Source organism: Natrinema amylolyticum (assembly GCF_020515625.1).
Taxonomy (GTDB): domain Archaea; phylum Halobacteriota; class Halobacteria; order Halobacteriales; family Natrialbaceae; genus Natrinema; species Natrinema amylolyticum.
This window is the reverse complement of the sequence record NZ_JAIWPJ010000005.1, coordinates 76,654-94,236: the sequence shown is the minus strand read 5'-3', so window position 1 is coordinate 94,236 and position 17,583 is coordinate 76,654. Positions and strand designations below refer to the sequence as shown.

Genomic DNA, 17,583 nt, shown 5'->3' with positions numbered 1-17,583 from the left:
TCCTCGAGTATGATCGCAAGCGACTGGGGAGACTGGCTCGTTCGAGAGATCGAAGACGCGACTCCGGACGGCGTCGCGATATGGTATCTCGGCTGTAACGGCTTCGTCGTCAAGGGCGGCGACGGGACGACGATCTACGTCGACCCGTACTTCGGGCTGGGCAGTCCGCCGCGGACGATCCGCATGATCCCCGTCCCGTTCGAGCCGGACGACGTGACCGAAGCCGACGCGGTGCTGGCGACCCACGAACACACCGACCACGTTCACGGGCCGAGCCAGGCACCGATCCTCGCGAACACGGGCACCACCTTCTACGCACCCGACGACAGCATCGCGGTCGCCCGCGAGGACGAGGCCTGGACCGACGAGTGGGAGGTGACCGGCGACCAGTTGACCGAGATCACCGAAGGCGACACCCTCGAGATCGGCGAATTTACCGTCCACGTCGAGCAGGCGAACGATCCGGACTCGACCCACCCCGTGAGTTACGTGTTCGAACACGAGGCGGGAACGTTCTTCCACGGCGGGGACACGAAACCCACCGACGAGTTCGAGCGGATCGGCGAGGAGTACGAGATCGACCTCGCGGCGCTCGCGTTCGGTACCGTCGGACGGGTTCCGGACAAACAGACCCGCGAGCTACAGCGGACCCGCTGGTACAACGACGAGAACCAGATCGTCGAGTGCGCCGACGCCCTCGAGTGCGAGCGGCTCCTGCCGAGTCACTGGGACATGTGGAAGGGACTCACCGCCGATCCGACGGCGCTGCACCATCACGCGAACAGCTTCGAGTATCCGCAGCGACTCGAAATCGTCGAGATCGGTGATCGCGTCGACCTGTCGTAGATCAGATATGAGTCCGTCCGCACAATTTATAGTAATGGTATGGTAACGTTGGGCCCATATGAGTAGCACCGCCGACACGGACGACGTGATCGAGGTCAGTACTGACGGGATAGGCGTCCGAAAGACGTTCACTGCGGACGAGTTTCCCGTCCCCGCGATCCGGTTCGAGATCGAATCGGATCGCGACGACCCCGTGACGTTTCAGCTCTCGGAGGACGTTCCCGAGTCGTTCCCGATGGACAAGGTCGGGTTCCATCCCGACTTTCACAGCGACGACTGGACGGCCTATCAGGACCACCACGTCGAGTTCATCGCCACGCTCGAGCCCGGCGAGCGACTCGAGACGGTCTACGGCATCCAGATCGACGACGAGAGTCAGGCCGCGGAGTTCCTCACCGAACCGACGATCACCGAACGCGAGACCAGCAACGACGCCGCGGCGGCCGACGAAGTCGACGACGAGGTCATCGATAACATCGTCTCCGAGGACCGCAACCAGGCCGTCAAGGACATGATCGCCGGCGACTCCGACTCCGTTCCGGGACTCGAGGACGGCGAGTCCGACGACGCGACGGCGGACGCGGAGTCCGACTCGAGCGAGGACGCCGACGAGGAGTCGGGCGGGCTCGATCTCGATCTCGGTGACATCGACACCGACCCCGATCCGGTCGACGCCGACGCGGACGATGCCGAGGACGAAGCGGACGCGCCAGACATCGATCTCGGATTCGCGGAAGAGGAGATCCCGGAGTCGGACGGCGACGACGAATCCGCACTCGACCTCGACGCAGACGACGGGACCGATGAATCCGCAGTCGAACTCGATCTCGGCACCGACACGGACGAGACGGGGAGTGACGAAACCGTACCGGGAGATTCCGAGCCGGACGATACCGACGACACGCTCGAAGACGACGCTGAGGCGGACGAGGAGGACGAACCCGCGATCGATCTCGGTCTCGAGGAGTCGGCGGCCGACACCGACGCAGAGTCGGCGGCCGACGCAGACGAGACGGTTGAGACCGAATCCGACGCCATCGAGTCCATCGACGAGGGCGACGAATCTGACGACGAGGCCGAGGACGACGACAGCGGGTCGCCCGAGCCGGAACTCGACGCCGATTCCGAGACCGACGCCGACGCGGATACGGACGCTGACGAGCAGGCTGACGACGCCGACGAGACGGACATCGACGAGCCGACTGTCGATGCAGCCGATGCGGACGTCGACGAGCCGGCTGTCGGTGCAGACGATTCGGACGCCGACGAGCCGGCTGTCGATGCAGCCGAGGGCGACAACGAACCGACTGCGGATTCCGAACCGACCGCCGGAGACGACCACGAAGTCGCGGACGACGAACCCGTGACGGACGATGGCGTCGCGGACGACTCGAGCGAGACGGCGACCGAGCCCGACCTCGAGGCGGAGTCCGAAGACGCAGTGGCCGAGGCCGACGACACCGACGTCGACGCCGAGGACGCGGCCGAGTCAGAACCGGCCGACACAGCGCCGACCTCCGCTCCCGACGTCAGCGGGTCGATCGCGACCCGTCTCGCGGCCGAGATCCGCGACGGGACGGTCGACGACGACGATCTCGAGACCGTCCGGGCGGCACTCGATCTCGAGCCCTCGGGGCCCGACATCGCGAAAGTCGAGCACCTCCAGTCTCGTGTCGAGGAGGTCGCGGCCTACACCGACGCGCTCGAGACGTTCCTCGAGGAGAACGGGACGGGCGCACAGCTCATCGAGGAGATCCAGACCGATATCGAGGCGCTCGAAGGCGACCTCGCGTCGATGGACGACCGACTCGCGGGAACGGAGTCACAGGTCGCCGACCTCGACGGTGACGTCGCCGATCTCAGCGACTGGAACGCCGATATCGAGGCCGATCTGAACGCGGTCGACGACGACGTCGGCGACCTCGAAGCGACCGTCGACGACCTCGCGACCGATATCGACGGGGTCGACGCCGAGGTCGAAACGGTGTCGAACGGACTCGAGACGGTCGAGGGCGAACTGGAAACCGTCGAATCGGACGTCGAGTCCGTAGAGGAAGACGTCGAATCGGTCGAATCCGATGTCGAGTCCGTGGAAGGAGACGTCGAGGCCGTCGAAGCCGACGTCGAGTCCGTGGAAGAAGAGATCGGGGCCGTCGAATCGGACGTCGAGGACGTCGCGGCAGATCTCGAGGACGTCGAAGACGACGTCGAATCCGTCGAGGACGAACTCGAGGACGTGAAGGCGGACGTGACGGACATGCAGGAGTGGCGCGACCAGCTCGGCTCGATGTTCTCGGACTGAGCCGCGTCGCCGCTATCGACTCGATGCAGCGCTATTCCGGAAACACAACTCGTTTATCCGTCGGCAGTGGACCATCTGTCGATGGGCGAGACGATACCGATCGCTGTTCCGCGCAAGGGGCGCCCCCTCGAGTCGGTGCTCGACCGCCTCGCTAACCGCCTGGACGTCCCCGAGCTCGCGGACGACATTACGTCGACGCTTCGCCACGAAAAGGCGCTCACGAAGGGCACCATAGACTCCGACGAGGAGGATGTCTACCATCGTCTCGCCGACTACAGCGCCGTCGACGATCCGACCGAACCCGAGTACACACTCTTGCGGGACGATCGGGCCGGCAAACCGCGCCGGATCGTCTTCGACAGCGTGATAATTCCGCTAACGGGCGTCGAGGGAGCCCCCGACGACGCGGTGATCCAGCTCGTGGGTCGCGAGGAGCCGTTTCGATCGCTTCGGACCCACGAGTTCGCGCTCGGGTTCGACAGCGCCGACCTCGTCCTCGAGGAGGTCGTCGAGCTCCGACCGGAGCCGCTCGGCCGGATCGCCGACGTCAACGCCCGGATCGATCCCTCCGACACCGACGTCCAGGTCGTTACCGGGCTCGGCGATACCGTCTACCACACGCTGTTGGCCACGCCCGAGGTCGCCCCGGCTTCGGGATCGCTCGATCGGGACTTCCTCGAGAGCTACGAGGGCCCGCTCTGTATCGAGCCGCGATACGAACGGCTCGTGCAAGCGGTCCTCGGCACGCGGGCGCTCGAGGGCATCGAATTTTACTATCCCGAGGAGGGCCGCGAGGAGGAGGCGGCCATCGCTGACGCGGGTCTGGGCGTCTACCTGACGGTGACCGGATCGACCGCGCGCGAACACGGGCTCCTGCTGGGCGAGCAGCTGTTCCCCAGCGAGACGGTGTTGCTCGAGAACACGGCGGAGACGACCGAGACGGTCGACCTCGTTCGATCGCTGCTGAACGGCGGCGACCTCGAGACGGAACTCGCCGTCGGTCGATAAGCCGAAATCCCGCTCGGTCGCCGCGAAACGCCGAGTAACTCGGTATTCTCCTGCCGGACGATTCGCTATCGGTCGCTCGTCTCGAGTACCCACGAACTCCTTCCTCGAGCCGATGCGACCACCGACGGCCGAGCAGCGAGTCGATTCTGCGGAAGCACTAACACCCGGGATAAGGTACGAACATCCATGAGTGGGAGTGACATTCTCGTAGAGCGATCGAACGGCCGCGCGACGGTGACGCTCGACCGGCCGGAGAAGGCCAACTCGCTGACCGGCGAGATGTTCGCCGCGATCGGCGACGCATTCGACGAGTTCGCGGCCGAGGACGTCGACGTGGTGACGATCCGCGGCGCGGACGGAACCTTCTCGGCCGGCGTGGACATGTCGGACGTACCGGAGTGGGGCGCGGCGGATCCGCTCGTCGTCCGCGATCAACTCGAGTCGATCCACGAGGACTTGCGGGCCATCGAGCGACTGGACGCGCCCGTCGTCGCCGCCTTGGAAGGCCACGTCCTCGGCGGCGGTCTCGAACTAGCGCTGGCCTGTGATATCCGCATCGCCGACGAATCCGCGGAGTTCGGCCTTCCGGAGTCCGAGATGGGACTCGCGATGGACCTGGGCGGCGCACAGAAGCTCCCGGGATTCGTCGGCGAGGGACTGACCAAGTACCTGATCATGACCGATCGAACGATCGATGCCGACCGCGCGTTCGACGCGGGGCTGGTCGAGGAAGTCCACGATTCCGCGGCGTTCGAGGACGAACTCCGGGCCCTCGAGGACGACCTCGCGAGCAAGCCCACCTACGTCCACGGGCTCGCCAAACGCCAGGTCCACTCGGCCCGGCCGCTGAACCTCGAGGAGGCGATGCAGCAGGCGATTCACCACGCGATCGCGGCCTATCAGGAAGACGAGACCCAGCGGCGGGTCGCCGACTTCTTCGACGACTGACCGGTCCCGCGAGCGTATCGGTCTTCGAACGTTGACTCGATGGTGCTACCGACCCTCGAACTCCGGTTCTCGGCGCTCTAACTGCGCCTCGAACCCTTCCTTCCGGTCGCGAGTGCCATACACCTGCATCGCCAGTCGGTGCTCGGTCGAGAGCCCGTCCTCGAGGGGCACGTCGAACGTCGTCTGGAAGGCCTCGAGCGCGTTCGCGATGCCCAGCGGTGCCTTCTCGGTCAGTTCGTCTGCCAGTTCCCTCGCGCGGTCGTCGACGGCGTCCTCGGCGACGACCTCGGTGACGAGGTTACACTGCGCCGCCTCTTCGGGGTCGACGTAGTCGCCCGTCAGGACGAGTTCCTTGGCCTTCCCGATGCCGACGATTCGGGGTAGGCGCTGGGTCGAGCCCTGATGCGGGAAGATGCCCAGGTTCACCTCGATGATGCCGTACTTCGTCTCCGCGCCCAGCACGCGGAGGTCCGCGGGGAGCGTGAGCTCGAACCCGCCGGCGATGCCGGCGCCCTTGATGCCCGCGACGACCGGTGTCGTCGTCTCGTCGATCGCGTCCAGCAGCTCGCGGAACGCGCGGTGGAACTCGTCGTGGTCGTCGACGTCCTTCTCGTGCATCATCTCGAGTTGGAAGCCGGCACAGAACACCGAGCCCTCGCCCAGCAGGGTCGCGGCGCGGACGTCGTCGTCCGCGTCGACCTCGCCGATGGCGGCGGTGAGATCCGCGACGGTCGCCTCGTTCATCGCGTTGCGTTTCTCCGGGCGATCGATGATCACGTCGGCGCGCGGTCCGTCGCGCTCGATCCGAACGTGACCGTTTCCGATTTCGGACATACGACCCACTCATCAGGGAGCAGTAAAAGCGTTTTCCCGGTCTGTCGGAGAGACAGGTCTCGTCGTCGATGTGTCTGCGATTGCATCTCGAGGTGTCGACGATCGCGGCTCGAGACGAGTCACGGCGCGGCCGTCGGGGTCGCGACGAACCGGGCGGGCGCGCCGTCGCCGCCGCGGAGGGACAGCGGAAATCCGAAGACGGTCGGCCGAGTGCCGGCCAGCTTGGCCGGAATGTTGAGGTGTTCCGCGATGAGCACGTCCGCCGAGAACAGCGTCCGGTGGATCGGATACTCGTCCCAGCCGTCGGGTCGCGTCGCACGGGGCCGGTCCGGACTCGGCGTGTCGACGGCGAGCAGTTTCACTCCCTGCTCGAGCAGCCAGTCGCCCGCGTCGGCGGCGAGCCACGGATACCGCTCGTACTCCTCGCAGTCGTATCGGTCGCCCCAGCCGGTCCGGACGAGCAGGATATCGCCGGGGCGAACGTCGTCGGCGGCCGCCGCCAGTTCGGCCGCGGCGATCGGTTCGGAGTCCTCGCGGGCAACGTCGACGACCGTCGCGGGACCGGCGAAGCGCTCGAGCGGGAGCTCATCGATCGTCGCGCCGCCGGCGATCATGTGGCGGGGCGCGTCGACGTGCGTGCCGACGTGGGTCGGCGTTCCGATCCACTGGGCGTTGACTCCGTCGCGATCGACGTCGCTGATCGTCTCGAACTCGGGGGCCGGAAGCGCCGCCGAGTGCGGGACGTCGCCGTCGAACGGCTGGGTGAGATCGATCCAGTCGGCGTGGGATGGGGCCTCGGTCATGGTCGGAGAGAGGATGACGACGGACGTAGAAGCGACGCTCGGCCGCGGCGATCAGCCGCGGTATCGGTCAGGCACCGCCGATGATCTGCATCAGTTCCTCGTCTTCGGTGACCGCCGCGGCGTCGTCCGTCTCGGCGATGATCTCGCCGCGCTCGATGACGTACAACCGGTCGACGAAGTCCTTGACCTGATTGATCTGGGATTCGGCGACGAAGACGGCGGCGTCGAACTCCTCGCGGATTCGCGGAATGCTCTCGATCAGGTCCTGCTTGATGCTCGGTGCGAGCCCCTCGAAGGGTTCGTCCAACAGGACCAGTTCCGGTTCGGCGACGAGCGCGCGGGAGACGGTGACCATCTGCTGTTGGCCCCCGGAAAGCTTTCCGGCCGGTTGGTCGAGGAAGCTCTCCATCGCGGGGAAGATGTCGAGGACGACCGAGAGTCGGTCGTCGAAATCGATCGCGTCGTTCTCACCGCCCCACAGCGCCATCTCGATGTTCTCTCGAGACGTCAGCTTCGAGATGAGCCGGCGGTCCTCGGGTGCGAAGCCGATCCCGAGACGCTTGCGGTCGTGGGTCGGGAGGTTCGTGATGTCCTTGCCGCGGAACGACACGGACCCCTTCTGGACGGTCTGGAGCCCCATGACGGAGCGGAACGTCGAGGTCTTGCCGGCCCCGTTCCGACCGATGATGCCGACGGTTTCGCTCTCGTCGACCGCGAGGTCGATGTCCCGGAGCACGGTGATGTTCTCGATCGAGGCGTCGACGCCGTCGAGTTCGAGCAACATCACTCCTCACCCCGGATGCGCTGTTTGACCGTCTGGTCCTCGAGCACTTCCTCGGGCGTGCCGTCGATGAGCTTCCGCCCCTGGTCCATCGCGACGACGCGCTCGGCGTAGTCGGCGACGAGTTCCATGTCGTGTTCGATGAACAGTACCGCCGAATCGGAGGTCTCGAAGTAGTTTTGCAGTCGGTCCATGATGGCGTACTTGTTCTCCGTCGCGACGCCGCTGGTCGGCTCGTCGAGGATGAGCAGCTTCGGCCGCATCGCGACGCTCATGCAGACGTCGAGGATCTTCTTGTCCCCGTGGGGAATCGCTTCGGCCTCAGTCTCTCGTTTCTCCGCGAGGCCGAACTCCTCGAGCAGGTCGATCGCTTCGGCGCGGGTGTCGTTCTCCCAGTCGAGCACGGTGAACAGGGAGCTATTCTTCCGCTCCCGGGAGAGGATCGCCGAGCGGACGTTCTCGACGAGCGTGAGGTCGTCGCAGACCCGCGGGATCTGGAAGGAGCGGACGAGTCCCGCTCGAGCCCGGTCGTGGACCGCCGATCCCTGCAGCGATTTCCCGTCGAAGACGATCTCGCCGGACGTCGCGTCGAGCACGCCGGTCAGCAGGTTGACGAAGGTCGTCTTGCCGGCACCGTTCGGGCCGATGATACCGACGATCTCGCCGCTGTCGACTTCGAAGTTCATCTCGTCGACGGCCCTGAGATCGCCGAACTCCTTGGTCAGCCCCTGGGTCTCGAGGACGGACATCACTGCTCACCTCCGCCGCCTCGCCAGTCGCGAACCCTGCGACGGATCCGCGCGCCGATGCCCGAGATGCCCTCGGGCTCGAACACGATCACGAGGAACAGGACGAGCCCCATCATGAAGTGCCAGTACTCGGTCAGCTGCTGGGCCTGACTCCGGATGAGGATGAACGCGCCCGCGCCGGTGATCGGGCCGAAGAACCAGCCCGTCCCGCCGAGAACGGTCATGAAGGCCAGTTCGCCGGAGCGCGACCAGTGCAGCACCGTGCCCGGCGTGACGTGACCGTTGAGAAACGCGTACATCGCGCCCCCGAGACCGGTGAAGAGTCCGGACATGATGCTCGCGTACCACCGGTAGCGCCGGACCGGGATGCCGATGGCTCGCGCTCGCTCCGGATCGTCCCGGATGGTCTTGAGCGTGAGGCCGAACGGCGAGTGCATGAACGTCCACAGCAACACGACCGTCACCACGAACGAGATCAGGATGACGTAGTAGAGGATTCCCATCAGATAGCCCGCGTACCCCCACGCCGTGAGGTAGTTGACGCCGGCGATGGTCGGCGTCGTGATCGCGACGCCGTCGGTCCCGCCGGTGACGGTGTACAGCTTCACCGTCAGCACGTAGATCAGGTGCGCGAGCGCCAGCATCAACAGCGCGTAGTACACCTCGGTGTGGCGAACCGAGATGAAGCCGATGACGACCGCGATCGTCCCCGCGACGAGGACGCCGAAGGGGATCAACAGGAGCAGTTCGGTCATCCCGTAGTACTGCATCGCGAGTCCGACCGCGTACGCCGAGCCGCCGAAGAAGGCGGCGTGCCCGAACGACAGCAGACCGGTGTAACCAAGCAACACGTTGTACGCGAGCGCCGCGATGGCGAACGCGAGTATCTGGCCCAGCAGGAACACCTCGTACTGCCCGGTGCCGGGCAGGTACGGGAAGGCGAACGCACCGACCAGCAACAGGGCACCGACGGCGCTCGAGCGATTCCCGAACCGCTGTCTGATACCGACCGTGATTCCGGTTTTCGTGTCCTGACTCATGCTTCGATCTCTCCGAACAGTCCGGTTGGTTTAATCAGCATTATCGTGGCCATCAGGAGGAAGACGAGGGCGAGTTCGAGGACCGGCACGTAGTACGAGCCGTAGGCCTGTACCATGCCGATAATCAGCGAGGCGGCGATGGCCCCCTTGAGGCTCCCGAGGCCGCCGATGACCAACACCGCGAACGCGAGGATGACGAACTCGAGTGCCAGCCCGGTCGTCATCGAGGCGGTCGGGAGGTAGAGCGCGCCGCCGAGCGCCGCCAGCGCGATGCCGATGACGAACACCTTGAGGTGGATCGACCGCGTGTCGATCCCGGTGAAGCCGACGGCTTCCTCGTCCTCGGCCATCGCGAGCGTGATCTTCCCGAGGCGGGTCGCCTCGAAGAAGTAGTAGAGCGTGCCGGCGACCAGTGCGGTGACGAGGATGGTCAGCACCGACCACCAGGGATACGTTCCCCCGGGGAGGCTGAACGTGCCGAGCAGGTTCGACGGTGCCGTCGCGCTCACCGGTTCGCCGCCCCAGATGAACTTCATCGCGTCCTCCATCATCAGGATGATACCGAACGTCGCTAACAGCTGGTAATCGTCCTCGATCCCGTACAGCGGCTTGAACGCGGTCCGTTCCATTGCCAGGCCGACGATCGAGACGACCGCCGGGACGACGACGAGGAGCAGGACGAGGAAGACCACGAACAGGCCGACGAACCCGAGGGTCCCGCCGACCGCTCCGACCGTCGCGTGGATGAGGCTCGCGGCGAGATACGCCCCGAGTGGCAGGAAGGCCGCGTGGGCGAGGTTCAGGAAGTTGAGCATCCCGTATATCAGGGACAGCCCGGTCCCGAGCAGGAACAGCGTCGCCGCTCCCGACAGCCCGTTGAGGATGATTACCAGTTGTTCGCTGAGTATTTGTTGAACCATAAATTGTGCTACTGTCAGCTCGCTATAGATTGTCGATCCACTCGCCGGTGCTCATCGACGCCGGCGGATTGACGTGCTCGGGAGTGATCCAGACGGTATCTCGGAGGGCGACCCGATCCTCCTGTCGCTCCGAGAACCCGTAGAAGGACGGCTCGACGACGTTGTGGCTCCCCTGTGGCATGTTGACGAACCCGCTCGGGGAGTTGAAGCCGATCCCCTCCATCGACTGCACCCACTGGTCCTTCGTGGGGTACTCGCCGCTCACGTTGTACGCTCGTTCGACCGCGTAGACGTACGCCCAGATGGCCTGCCAGGCGTGGAAGGCCCCGTGGGCGTACGGCGGTTCGCCGTACTCGTCCTGGTAGCTCTGGACGAACTCTCCGTGGAGCGAGTTCCACTGCTGGTCACCGAACGGGTAGTGCGGCCCGCGGGCACCGAAGAGAATGCCCTCCGGAATTTCGTCCGGAATGTTCCCGATAACGTGACTTCCGGCAGTGAAACAGGGGAGCGTATCGTCGAAGAGTCCCTGATTGTTCGCCTGAGTGATAAAGTTCACCGCGTCACCGCCCCAGTGACTCGAGTAGATGAAGTCCGGATTCGTGTCGTTGAGCGCGCTGATCGTCGAGCTGTAGTCGTCGTTCGGGAACGGCGTGAACCGCGCGTCGACGAGTTCGACGTCGATCCCGAGGCTCTCGACCGCTCGCTGGAACAGATCCCAGTTGTTCCGCCCGAAGGCGTAGTCCTGATTGACGCCGGCGACGGTCTCGACGTCGGGAAGCGCGTTCTGCAAGAGCCGTGCCGCGCCGACCGCGTCGGTCGAACTGCTCGCACACGTTCGGAAGATATACTGTGGATCCGTCACCGCGTCGTCGAACAGGTCCGTCGTCCCCGTGTCCCAGACGACCGTCGGCTGCTCGAGTTCCTCCGCGATGGGAGCGATCGACAGCACGTTCGCACTGGAGATGTAGCCCATGATCACGTCGAACTCCTCTCGGGTCGCCAGTCGCCGGTACTGCTGGACGACCTCGTCGACGTTCTCGTCGAACTCCTCCATCTCGATCTCTCGCTCGCCCAGAATGCCGCCGTTCTCGTTGATCTGATCGACGACCATTCTGGCGGACTGCATCATCGGGGTGCCGAAGACGGACGCCGGACCGGACGTGAACCCGATGCAGGCCATCCGAAGCGGTTCGTCGGGAATCGGGCCGCCGCCCGAACTGTCTTCGCCCTGGTCCGCGGGATTGCTACAGCCGGCGAGCCCCATCGACGCCGCGGCGGTTGCGGTCCCGGCACCCTTCATGAACCGCCGCCGACCAATCTTTTCTTTGATATTTGGAACCCCACGTTTCACGATTTCACCATCAGGATCGAACGACGATGCCATAGTGTGCCATGTCACTATTCCTCATAATAAATATTGTCCCTTACTTGAAATATTATTTCGCGCGTTCGTTCGCTTTGGAATAGTTACGGCGATTTCGAAACGATAATTGATTCCGGTGATCGCAAGGAGTTCAGCCGGCTTGACCGTCAGTAATTATTCGAGAACTCCCTCGCGTTCCTCGAGTGAGGTCCGACGGATCTTGCCGGAGGACGTCTTCGGGAGTTCCGCGAGGAACTCGATGTCCTGTGGGTACTCGTACTTCGCGAGTCGGTCGCGGATCTCTTGGCGGAGACGCTCCTTGAGTTCGGGAGATTCCTCGTAGCCCTCGGCGAGCACGACGAAGGCCTTCGGTACCTCCCCGCGTTCGTCGTCGGGAACGCCGATGACGCCCGCGTCCGCGACCGCGTCGCTGTTCGCCAGCGCCTCCTCGATCTCGACGGGGCCGATGCGATAGCCCGCACTGATGATGACGCTGTCCTTCCGCGAGACGAACTCCAGGTAGCCGTCCTCGTCCATCCGTCCGAGATCCTCGGTGAGCAGCCAGCCGTTACGGACCTTCCGATCGGTCTGCTTGGGTTTGTTCCAGTACTCTTTGAAGCAGACCGGGTTCCCCTCGTATCGGACGGCGATCTCGCCGACTTCACCCGTTTCGACCGTCTCCTCTGCGGTGTCCGGATCGACGATCGCGATCTCGTGGCCCGGCGCGGCGCGGCCGATCTTGCCGTCGCGGAACTCGGTCAGCGCCGTACAGTCTCCGGCGAGCATGTTCGCTTCGGTCTGGCCGTACGCCTCGTGGACGGCGGCGCCGTCGAAAACGTCTCGCGCCCACTCGACGAGCGACCGCCCGAGCGACTCGCCGCCGCTGGGGAGACACCGCAGGCTGGAGACGTCCCACCGGTCGGGGTCGTCCAGTCGCTCCAGCATCCGGAGCGCCGTCGCGGGGCCGAAAAAGACCGAGACGCCGTGGCGTTCGATGATCTCCATGGCGGTCTCGGGATCGAACGACTCGTCGGCGGTGTGGGCGACCACCGGCTTCCCGTAGAACAGGGCCGGGAAGACCACGTCGAACAGCGTCGCCACCCAGGCCCACTCCGACGGCGTCCAGAACACGTCGCTCTCCCGCAGTTCCATGTTACAGAACCCGGTGACGACCAGCGGGAGGTTCCCGAGGAGCACTCGGTGTGCGTGCCTGACGCCCTTCGGATCGCCCGTCGTTCCGGACGTGTAGATGATGATGGCGTCGTCCTCGGCGGCGGTCTCCACGGTTTCGAACTCCCGCGAGTGCGAGTCGACCAGGTTCCGGAAGGCGAGTTCGTCGCCCGCAGGGTTGACGTCGCCGACCGTAATCACGGTCTCGAGCGACGGGGAATCGTCCGCGACGTCTCGGAGCGTGTCGACGTTCGAGTCGTCGACGAAACAGGCGACCGCATCGGCGTCGTTCAGCCGGTAGGAGACGGCCTCCGTTCCGAACAGCGTGCTCAACGGGACCGAGACCGCGCCGAGTTTCCAGCAGGCGAGGTGGGCGACGACCGTCTCCGGTCGCTGCCGGAGATTGATCGCGACCCGGTCGCCGCGCTCGACGCCGCGCTCACGCAACGCGTTCGCCGTCGCGTTAGCGGCGTTCCGGAGTCGCCAGTACGTGTACGTCTCCCGGCCGCCCTCGCCGTCGTCGGCGAAGATTGCGACTCGCCCCTTCTCGTCCGCCCACTGGTCGCACACGTATCTCGCCATGTTGAACGTCTCCGGCACCTCCCACTCGAACGCCTCGCGGAGGCTGTCGTAATCGTCCCACTCGCGCTCGTAGAAGTGATAGGCCTCGAGTTCATCGGTAGCTGTCATAATCTACTGAATTACTAGGCGAGTAATACAATTTATGGTAGGTCACACCAACCCACAGTGTCCGCTGGTTTCTCTAACGCGCTAATTCCGGAAATAAACCGAAATGTGAAATTTGGACCGGTCGAGGGGGAAATAATTCGAGATACATATAAGTAGACGAGTATGAAACGTCTCCAACCGGACGGCATGTGTGAATACGACTTCAGGCAGTCGACGGATCGGGGGACGGAATGAGCGATCACCGGTCTCGAGGCGGCGTCTTCGCGGCGTGTTTCCTCGTCTCGGTCGGCGCGAACGCGTACATGATCGCCCCGGCGAGCATCGTGCCGCTGCTCGAGGCGGCCTTCGGAATCGACAAGGCCAGTGCCGGGTTGGCGATCAGCGCGGCCGTCCTCGGCTCCGTTCTCATCCAGCTCCCGTTCGGCTACCTCATGGATCACTACGACAACCGGCGGCTGATGACCCTCGGCACGGTCGTCTTCGCGCCGGTCGCGATCGCGGGCTCGTTCGCGGGCGCGTATCCGCTCTTCCTCGTGACTCGAGCCGTCGCGGGCGTCGCCGGGGGTGCGCTGTTCGTTCTCGGCACCAACGTCGTCGCGCAGGTCTTCAGCGGTCCCCGGCAGGGATTCGTGACGACAGTGTTCATCGCGAGCGCACCGCTCGGCTTCGCGATCAGTCAGTTCGGCGGTCCGATCATCGCGTCGGCGTTCGGTTGGGCGGCCGTGTTCGTCGCCTATCCGATCCTCTCGGCGATCGGGTATCTCGTCTTTCGCCTCTCGAGGCCCGCGGCGATACGGTCCGGCGATCAGATCACGCTCGGCGAGTTCGGGCACGCGCTACGGAACCGATCAGTTCTGCTCGTCTCGCTCTCCGGGTTCTGTTCGTACCTCCTCTATATCTTCATGAACTCGTGGATGCCGACCTACGCGACGGAGCGATTGCCGCTGTCGCTCGGCGAGGCGGGCGCGATCACGGCGCTGTTGCCCGCGGTCGGGATGGTCGCCCGACCCGTCGGGGGCTGGCTCTCGGACTACGTCGGCTACCGTCGGCGGCTGATCGTCGTCTGCTCGCTCGCCTTCGCGCTGCCGGCGTTCTTCGTCGTCTCGCGGACCATATCGACGGCCCTCTTTTCGATCATTCTGCTCGGCGTCGGCTTCTCGCTTCAGTTCGGGATGGGCGTCTACTACGTCTACACGCGAGAGCTCGCGGCGGCCGGATCCGGCGGAACGAGCCTCGCCGTGTTCACGTCGATCGCGTTCAGCGGCACGCTCGTCTCGCCGACGCTGGGCGGCTGGCTGATCGGTGCGTTCTCCTGGGAGACGACGTTTCTCTGCTACGCCTGCATCGGCGTCGTCGGCATCGGCGTCCTATTCCTGACCAGTGACTCGAGCCCGACTCCCATCGAGTGACTCGCCGGCCGAATCCGCGACTACGGTCCCTCTGTCGAGACCCCACAGCGCGGCTGCTCGAGACTCGATCCGTCCTTCGTCCCCCGGTGAGCGGCGGGATCAGACGCCGGTCCGTCACTGCCGCCATAACGCTTAACAGAGCGATCATCGGGTATGGACGTATGTCAGATCCGACACCGACGGCAGACGAACGGACGACTCGTCGACGAGACGCGGGACGAACGGTCACAGCCCGAGCGGAGATCCGACCCCTCGAGAACGCAGGGGCGTCCGTCACGGGGACCGACCGATGAGCGCCGGAACCGACCCCGAAGCGGACGGCTTCTTCGAGCGAGCCGCGGTCGGCGATCGCATGGTCACTCAGGGCCGGACGATCACCGAGGCCGACGTGACGAACTTCGCCGGCGTCTCCGGCGACTTCAATCACCTCCACACCGACGGTGACCGGATGGCCGACTCGGCGTTCGGCGAGCGGATCGCCCACGGCATGCTCGTCCTCTCGGCCGCGACGGGCCTGATCTGGCAGAGTCGCACCCCCCTCGAGCGCGAATCGATCGTCGCCTTCTACGGCATGGACGACCTCCGATTCACCGCGCCGACGTTCATCGGCGACACGATCCGCGTCGAACGCGAGGTCCTCGAGACGGAGCGAACGCCCGACGCGCCGGGTACCGGCACGGTCCGCTATCAGGTCGACGTCGTCAAAGACGACGAGACGACGGTCCTCTCCTGTGAGATGACCTCGCTCGTCGAATAACGGGTTCCCGTTTTCGTCCCGGATGGTGGCATATTGGTATATCACTATTTGATTTATGAGACGGGTTTCGGACGCTGCAATTGAGTCCAGATATAGTAAATATGCAGCACCCACGGGTAGATTCGGACAGAATTGTCCGACGTGGTCACATCGAACCCGCCGAAGTCGCGGCCCTCATCGCTGCACTATCCCGTCTCGCTACCGAGTCACGCCGTAGATGCACTCGAGGTAGGTCTCGCGGACCCGGTCGCCCCAGTTGTGAGTGTAGGTGTCGATCACGTCGCCGGCGACGTCGCCGCGGAGGTACTGGACGATCCCCCGATCGCCGGTCCGATCCCGCAGATGGGTGGTGAAGAAGTGCCGGAAGTAGTGGGGCGTGACGTTCTCCTGAGTCCCGCCGCCGGTCCGGTACCAGCCGTGCTCTCGAGCGTGTTTCTCGACGATATAGCGCACGTCCGACGGCGTGAGCCGCTCGCCCCACGAGTCACGCGTGTCGAGAAAGAGCGGCCGCGCCCCCGAGACCGCGTCCGGTCGGATCGCCAGCCACTCGAGCAGTACGCGCCGAAGTTCGGCGTCGACGGGAACCACCGTGTCCCGCTTTCGCTTGTTCGACGCCGTCCGTTCCTCACCGTTGACGGTCGTCCCGCGGGCCGGTTCGGACGAGACGAACAGCGACGACGGCCGCCGCTCGAGCCCGACGCGGGGCGTCCACTCGAGGTCGAGTTCCGGAATCTCGAGGTGGAGGTCCCGGAGATCGAGGTTACACAGTTCGCCGACGCGCATCCCGGTCTTCAGGAGAGTGACGACGACGGCCCGCTCGAGGGGATGATCGATCGAGCCGACGAACGATCGCATTTCGCCGACGGAGATGTCCCGCCGCGTCGGGTTCGTATCGATCGATTCGGACATCTCTTCCATGACCAGCCCCATCGGGTTGTCGTCGAAGACGCCGACGCGAGTCATGTAATCGTAGAATCGGTTGAGATAGGACGCGTAGGTCGCGATCGTGCTGGATTCGAACTCGCCGCGCAGCGAGTGAATCCAGGCCATACACTCGCGGCGCTGGGCCGCCCCGACCGCCTCGACGTCGAAGCGCTCCCGGACGAACGCCTCGAACCGCCGGAGCACGCGCTCGTAGGCCTCGAGGGTCCGCTCGCTCTTGCCGTGGTATCGCTGGTCGTCGAGGAAGTACTCGATTGGGTCCGCGACGTCCGCCGGGGCGTCGGTCCCGGGCTCAGTCGCCATCGCCACCACCGTCGATAGTCGTGTACCCACCGTGGCGTCCGCTGTATCGAACCCGGTTCGCCGACTGGAGTTCCTCGAGGGTCTCGTCCAACCGCGACTCGATGTCGTCGGCGACCGCCTCGAGGAGCTCGTCCCACGAATACGTGTCAGTAGATAGTAATTCGAGAACCTGTGTCTCGAGGCCGTTACCCCCAGGGTCTTGGTCCGAAGAATCGGGTTCCGCTGAGCCGGATTCGAACCCCCGACGCCCCGCCTGGACCATCGTTCGAACGAACTCGCTCTGGCTCATGTCGAGTTCGTCGGCATGGGATTCCCACTCCTCCTTCTGGTAGGTCGGGACGTACGTTTTGACAGCAGTCTTAGATGTATCCGCCGAATCGCTCATACGCCATCCATCAGACGCGGTGATATTCAATCTACCCATTATTCGAGCTAAGTGAGTTTATCTCGAGCTACGGGACCCATATTGTGCGAAGTATTGTACTCTGGTTGCATATTAACTGCAGTAGAAGTCCCATGAATGCAGATATAATATTCTGGTAGGTGGTACTATGATCTGAGATGTATGCCGTCGGGAAGACTGTCGGCGATTGGTCTCTCGCCGTCACCTCGTGTCAGCCATCACCCACTCGGCGACCAGTGAATGCGATCTCGTCCGTTCTCATGTGGGACTCGAGCGGGAACGCCGACTCGCGTGAGGGAGTCCGGAACTGCTCGA

17 protein-coding genes are annotated in these 17,583 nt (G+C 64.6%); 7 read left to right on the top strand and 10 right to left on the bottom strand.

Features of this window, described 5'->3' with window-relative positions; genetic code table 11:
- Nucleotides 1-9 precede the first annotated feature (9 nt).
- The 4 genes from LDH66_RS20545 (at nucleotide 10) to LDH66_RS20530 (ending at nucleotide 5,104) form a co-directional block, all read left to right on the top strand.
- Complete coding sequence (locus tag LDH66_RS20545) at nucleotides 10-846, top strand: MBL fold metallo-hydrolase (protein ID WP_226482948.1); 837 nt, start codon at nucleotides 10-12, stop codon at nucleotides 844-846.
- A 58-nt stretch (nucleotides 847-904) separates the two neighbouring features.
- On the top strand, nucleotides 905-3,148 hold the full coding sequence (locus LDH66_RS20540; protein ID WP_226482947.1) for a midas domain-containing protein: 2,244 nt from the start codon (nucleotides 905-907) through the stop codon (nucleotides 3,146-3,148).
- 81 nt (nucleotides 3,149-3,229) lie between these two features.
- Nucleotides 3,230-4,156, top strand: a complete 927-nt coding sequence (locus LDH66_RS20535) for a phosphoribosyltransferase HisG-related protein (RefSeq protein WP_226482946.1) — start codon at nucleotides 3,230-3,232, stop codon at nucleotides 4,154-4,156.
- A gap of 186 nt (nucleotides 4,157-4,342) precedes the next feature.
- The gene (locus tag LDH66_RS20530) at nucleotides 4,343-5,104 is read left to right on the top strand and encodes an enoyl-CoA hydratase/isomerase family protein (RefSeq protein WP_226482945.1); all 762 of its coding nucleotides are present in this window, start codon (nucleotides 4,343-4,345) and stop codon (nucleotides 5,102-5,104) included.
- A gap of 45 nt (nucleotides 5,105-5,149) precedes the next feature.
- Here the strand turns inward: LDH66_RS20530 and LDH66_RS20525 are convergent, their stop codons facing one another.
- From LDH66_RS20525 to LDH66_RS20490, 8 genes are all read right to left on the bottom strand, one after another.
- On the bottom strand, nucleotides 5,150-5,938 hold the full coding sequence (locus tag LDH66_RS20525) for an enoyl-CoA hydratase/isomerase family protein (RefSeq protein WP_226482944.1): 789 nt from the start codon (nucleotides 5,936-5,938) through the stop codon (nucleotides 5,150-5,152).
- Nucleotides 5,939-6,057: 119 nt separating this feature from the next.
- Nucleotides 6,058-6,741, bottom strand: a complete 684-nt coding sequence (locus LDH66_RS20520) for a cyclase family protein (protein ID WP_226482943.1) — start codon at nucleotides 6,739-6,741, stop codon at nucleotides 6,058-6,060.
- Between the two features lie 67 nt (nucleotides 6,742-6,808).
- Nucleotides 6,809-7,525 (bottom strand): ABC transporter ATP-binding protein, encoded by a 717-nt coding sequence (locus LDH66_RS20515; RefSeq protein WP_226482942.1) that lies wholly within the window; start codon nucleotides 7,523-7,525, stop codon nucleotides 6,809-6,811.
- On the bottom strand, nucleotides 7,525-8,271 hold the full coding sequence (locus tag LDH66_RS20510) for an ABC transporter ATP-binding protein (protein ID WP_226482941.1): 747 nt from the start codon (nucleotides 8,269-8,271) through the stop codon (nucleotides 7,525-7,527). Before LDH66_RS20510 ends, LDH66_RS20515 begins: the two co-directional genes overlap by 1 nt.
- Nucleotides 8,271-9,311 (bottom strand): branched-chain amino acid ABC transporter permease, encoded by a 1,041-nt coding sequence (locus LDH66_RS20505; protein WP_226482940.1) that lies wholly within the window; start codon nucleotides 9,309-9,311, stop codon nucleotides 8,271-8,273. Before LDH66_RS20505 ends, LDH66_RS20510 begins: the two co-directional genes overlap by 1 nt.
- Nucleotides 9,308-10,231 carry a branched-chain amino acid ABC transporter permease gene (locus LDH66_RS20500; protein WP_226482939.1) on the bottom strand — a complete coding sequence of 308 codons (924 nt, stop codon included), beginning with the start codon at nucleotides 10,229-10,231 and terminating at the stop codon, nucleotides 9,308-9,310. Before LDH66_RS20500 ends, LDH66_RS20505 begins: the two co-directional genes overlap by 4 nt.
- Before the next feature lie 22 nt (nucleotides 10,232-10,253).
- The gene (locus LDH66_RS20495; RefSeq protein WP_264182563.1) at nucleotides 10,254-11,615 is read right to left on the bottom strand and encodes an ABC transporter substrate-binding protein; all 1,362 of its coding nucleotides are present in this window, start codon (nucleotides 11,613-11,615) and stop codon (nucleotides 10,254-10,256) included.
- A gap of 153 nt (nucleotides 11,616-11,768) precedes the next feature.
- The gene (locus LDH66_RS20490; protein ID WP_226482937.1) at nucleotides 11,769-13,454 is read right to left on the bottom strand and encodes an acetate--CoA ligase; all 1,686 of its coding nucleotides are present in this window, start codon (nucleotides 13,452-13,454) and stop codon (nucleotides 11,769-11,771) included.
- Between the two features lie 230 nt (nucleotides 13,455-13,684).
- Between LDH66_RS20490 and LDH66_RS20485 the strand changes: the two genes are divergently transcribed.
- The 3 genes from LDH66_RS20485 (at nucleotide 13,685) to LDH66_RS20480 (ending at nucleotide 15,620) form a co-directional block, all read left to right on the top strand.
- A complete protein-coding gene (locus LDH66_RS20485) occupies nucleotides 13,685-14,863 on the top strand; it encodes an MFS transporter (protein WP_226482936.1) in 1,179 nt (392 codons plus the stop codon).
- 161 nt (nucleotides 14,864-15,024) lie between these two features.
- Nucleotides 15,025-15,156: a hypothetical protein gene (locus LDH66_RS23025; RefSeq protein WP_264182562.1), complete on the top strand. Its 132-nt coding sequence runs from the start codon at nucleotides 15,025-15,027 to the stop codon at nucleotides 15,154-15,156.
- Nucleotides 15,153-15,620 (top strand): MaoC/PaaZ C-terminal domain-containing protein, encoded by a 468-nt coding sequence (locus LDH66_RS20480; RefSeq protein ID WP_226482935.1) that lies wholly within the window; start codon nucleotides 15,153-15,155, stop codon nucleotides 15,618-15,620. The genes LDH66_RS23025 and LDH66_RS20480 overlap by 4 nt, the downstream gene beginning before the upstream one ends.
- Before the next feature lie 198 nt (nucleotides 15,621-15,818).
- Here the strand turns inward: LDH66_RS20480 and LDH66_RS20475 are convergent, their stop codons facing one another.
- Together LDH66_RS20475 and LDH66_RS20470 are read right to left on the bottom strand one after the other, a co-directional pair.
- Nucleotides 15,819-16,865 carry a tyrosine-type recombinase/integrase gene (locus LDH66_RS20475; protein ID WP_226482934.1) on the bottom strand — a complete coding sequence of 349 codons (1,047 nt, stop codon included), beginning with the start codon at nucleotides 16,863-16,865 and terminating at the stop codon, nucleotides 15,819-15,821.
- Entirely contained in the window at nucleotides 16,855-17,250 is a 396-nt protein-coding gene (locus LDH66_RS20470) for a DUF5805 domain-containing protein (RefSeq protein WP_226482933.1), read from the bottom strand. The genes LDH66_RS20475 and LDH66_RS20470 overlap by 11 nt, the downstream gene beginning before the upstream one ends.
- Nucleotides 17,251-17,583 lie beyond the last annotated feature (333 nt).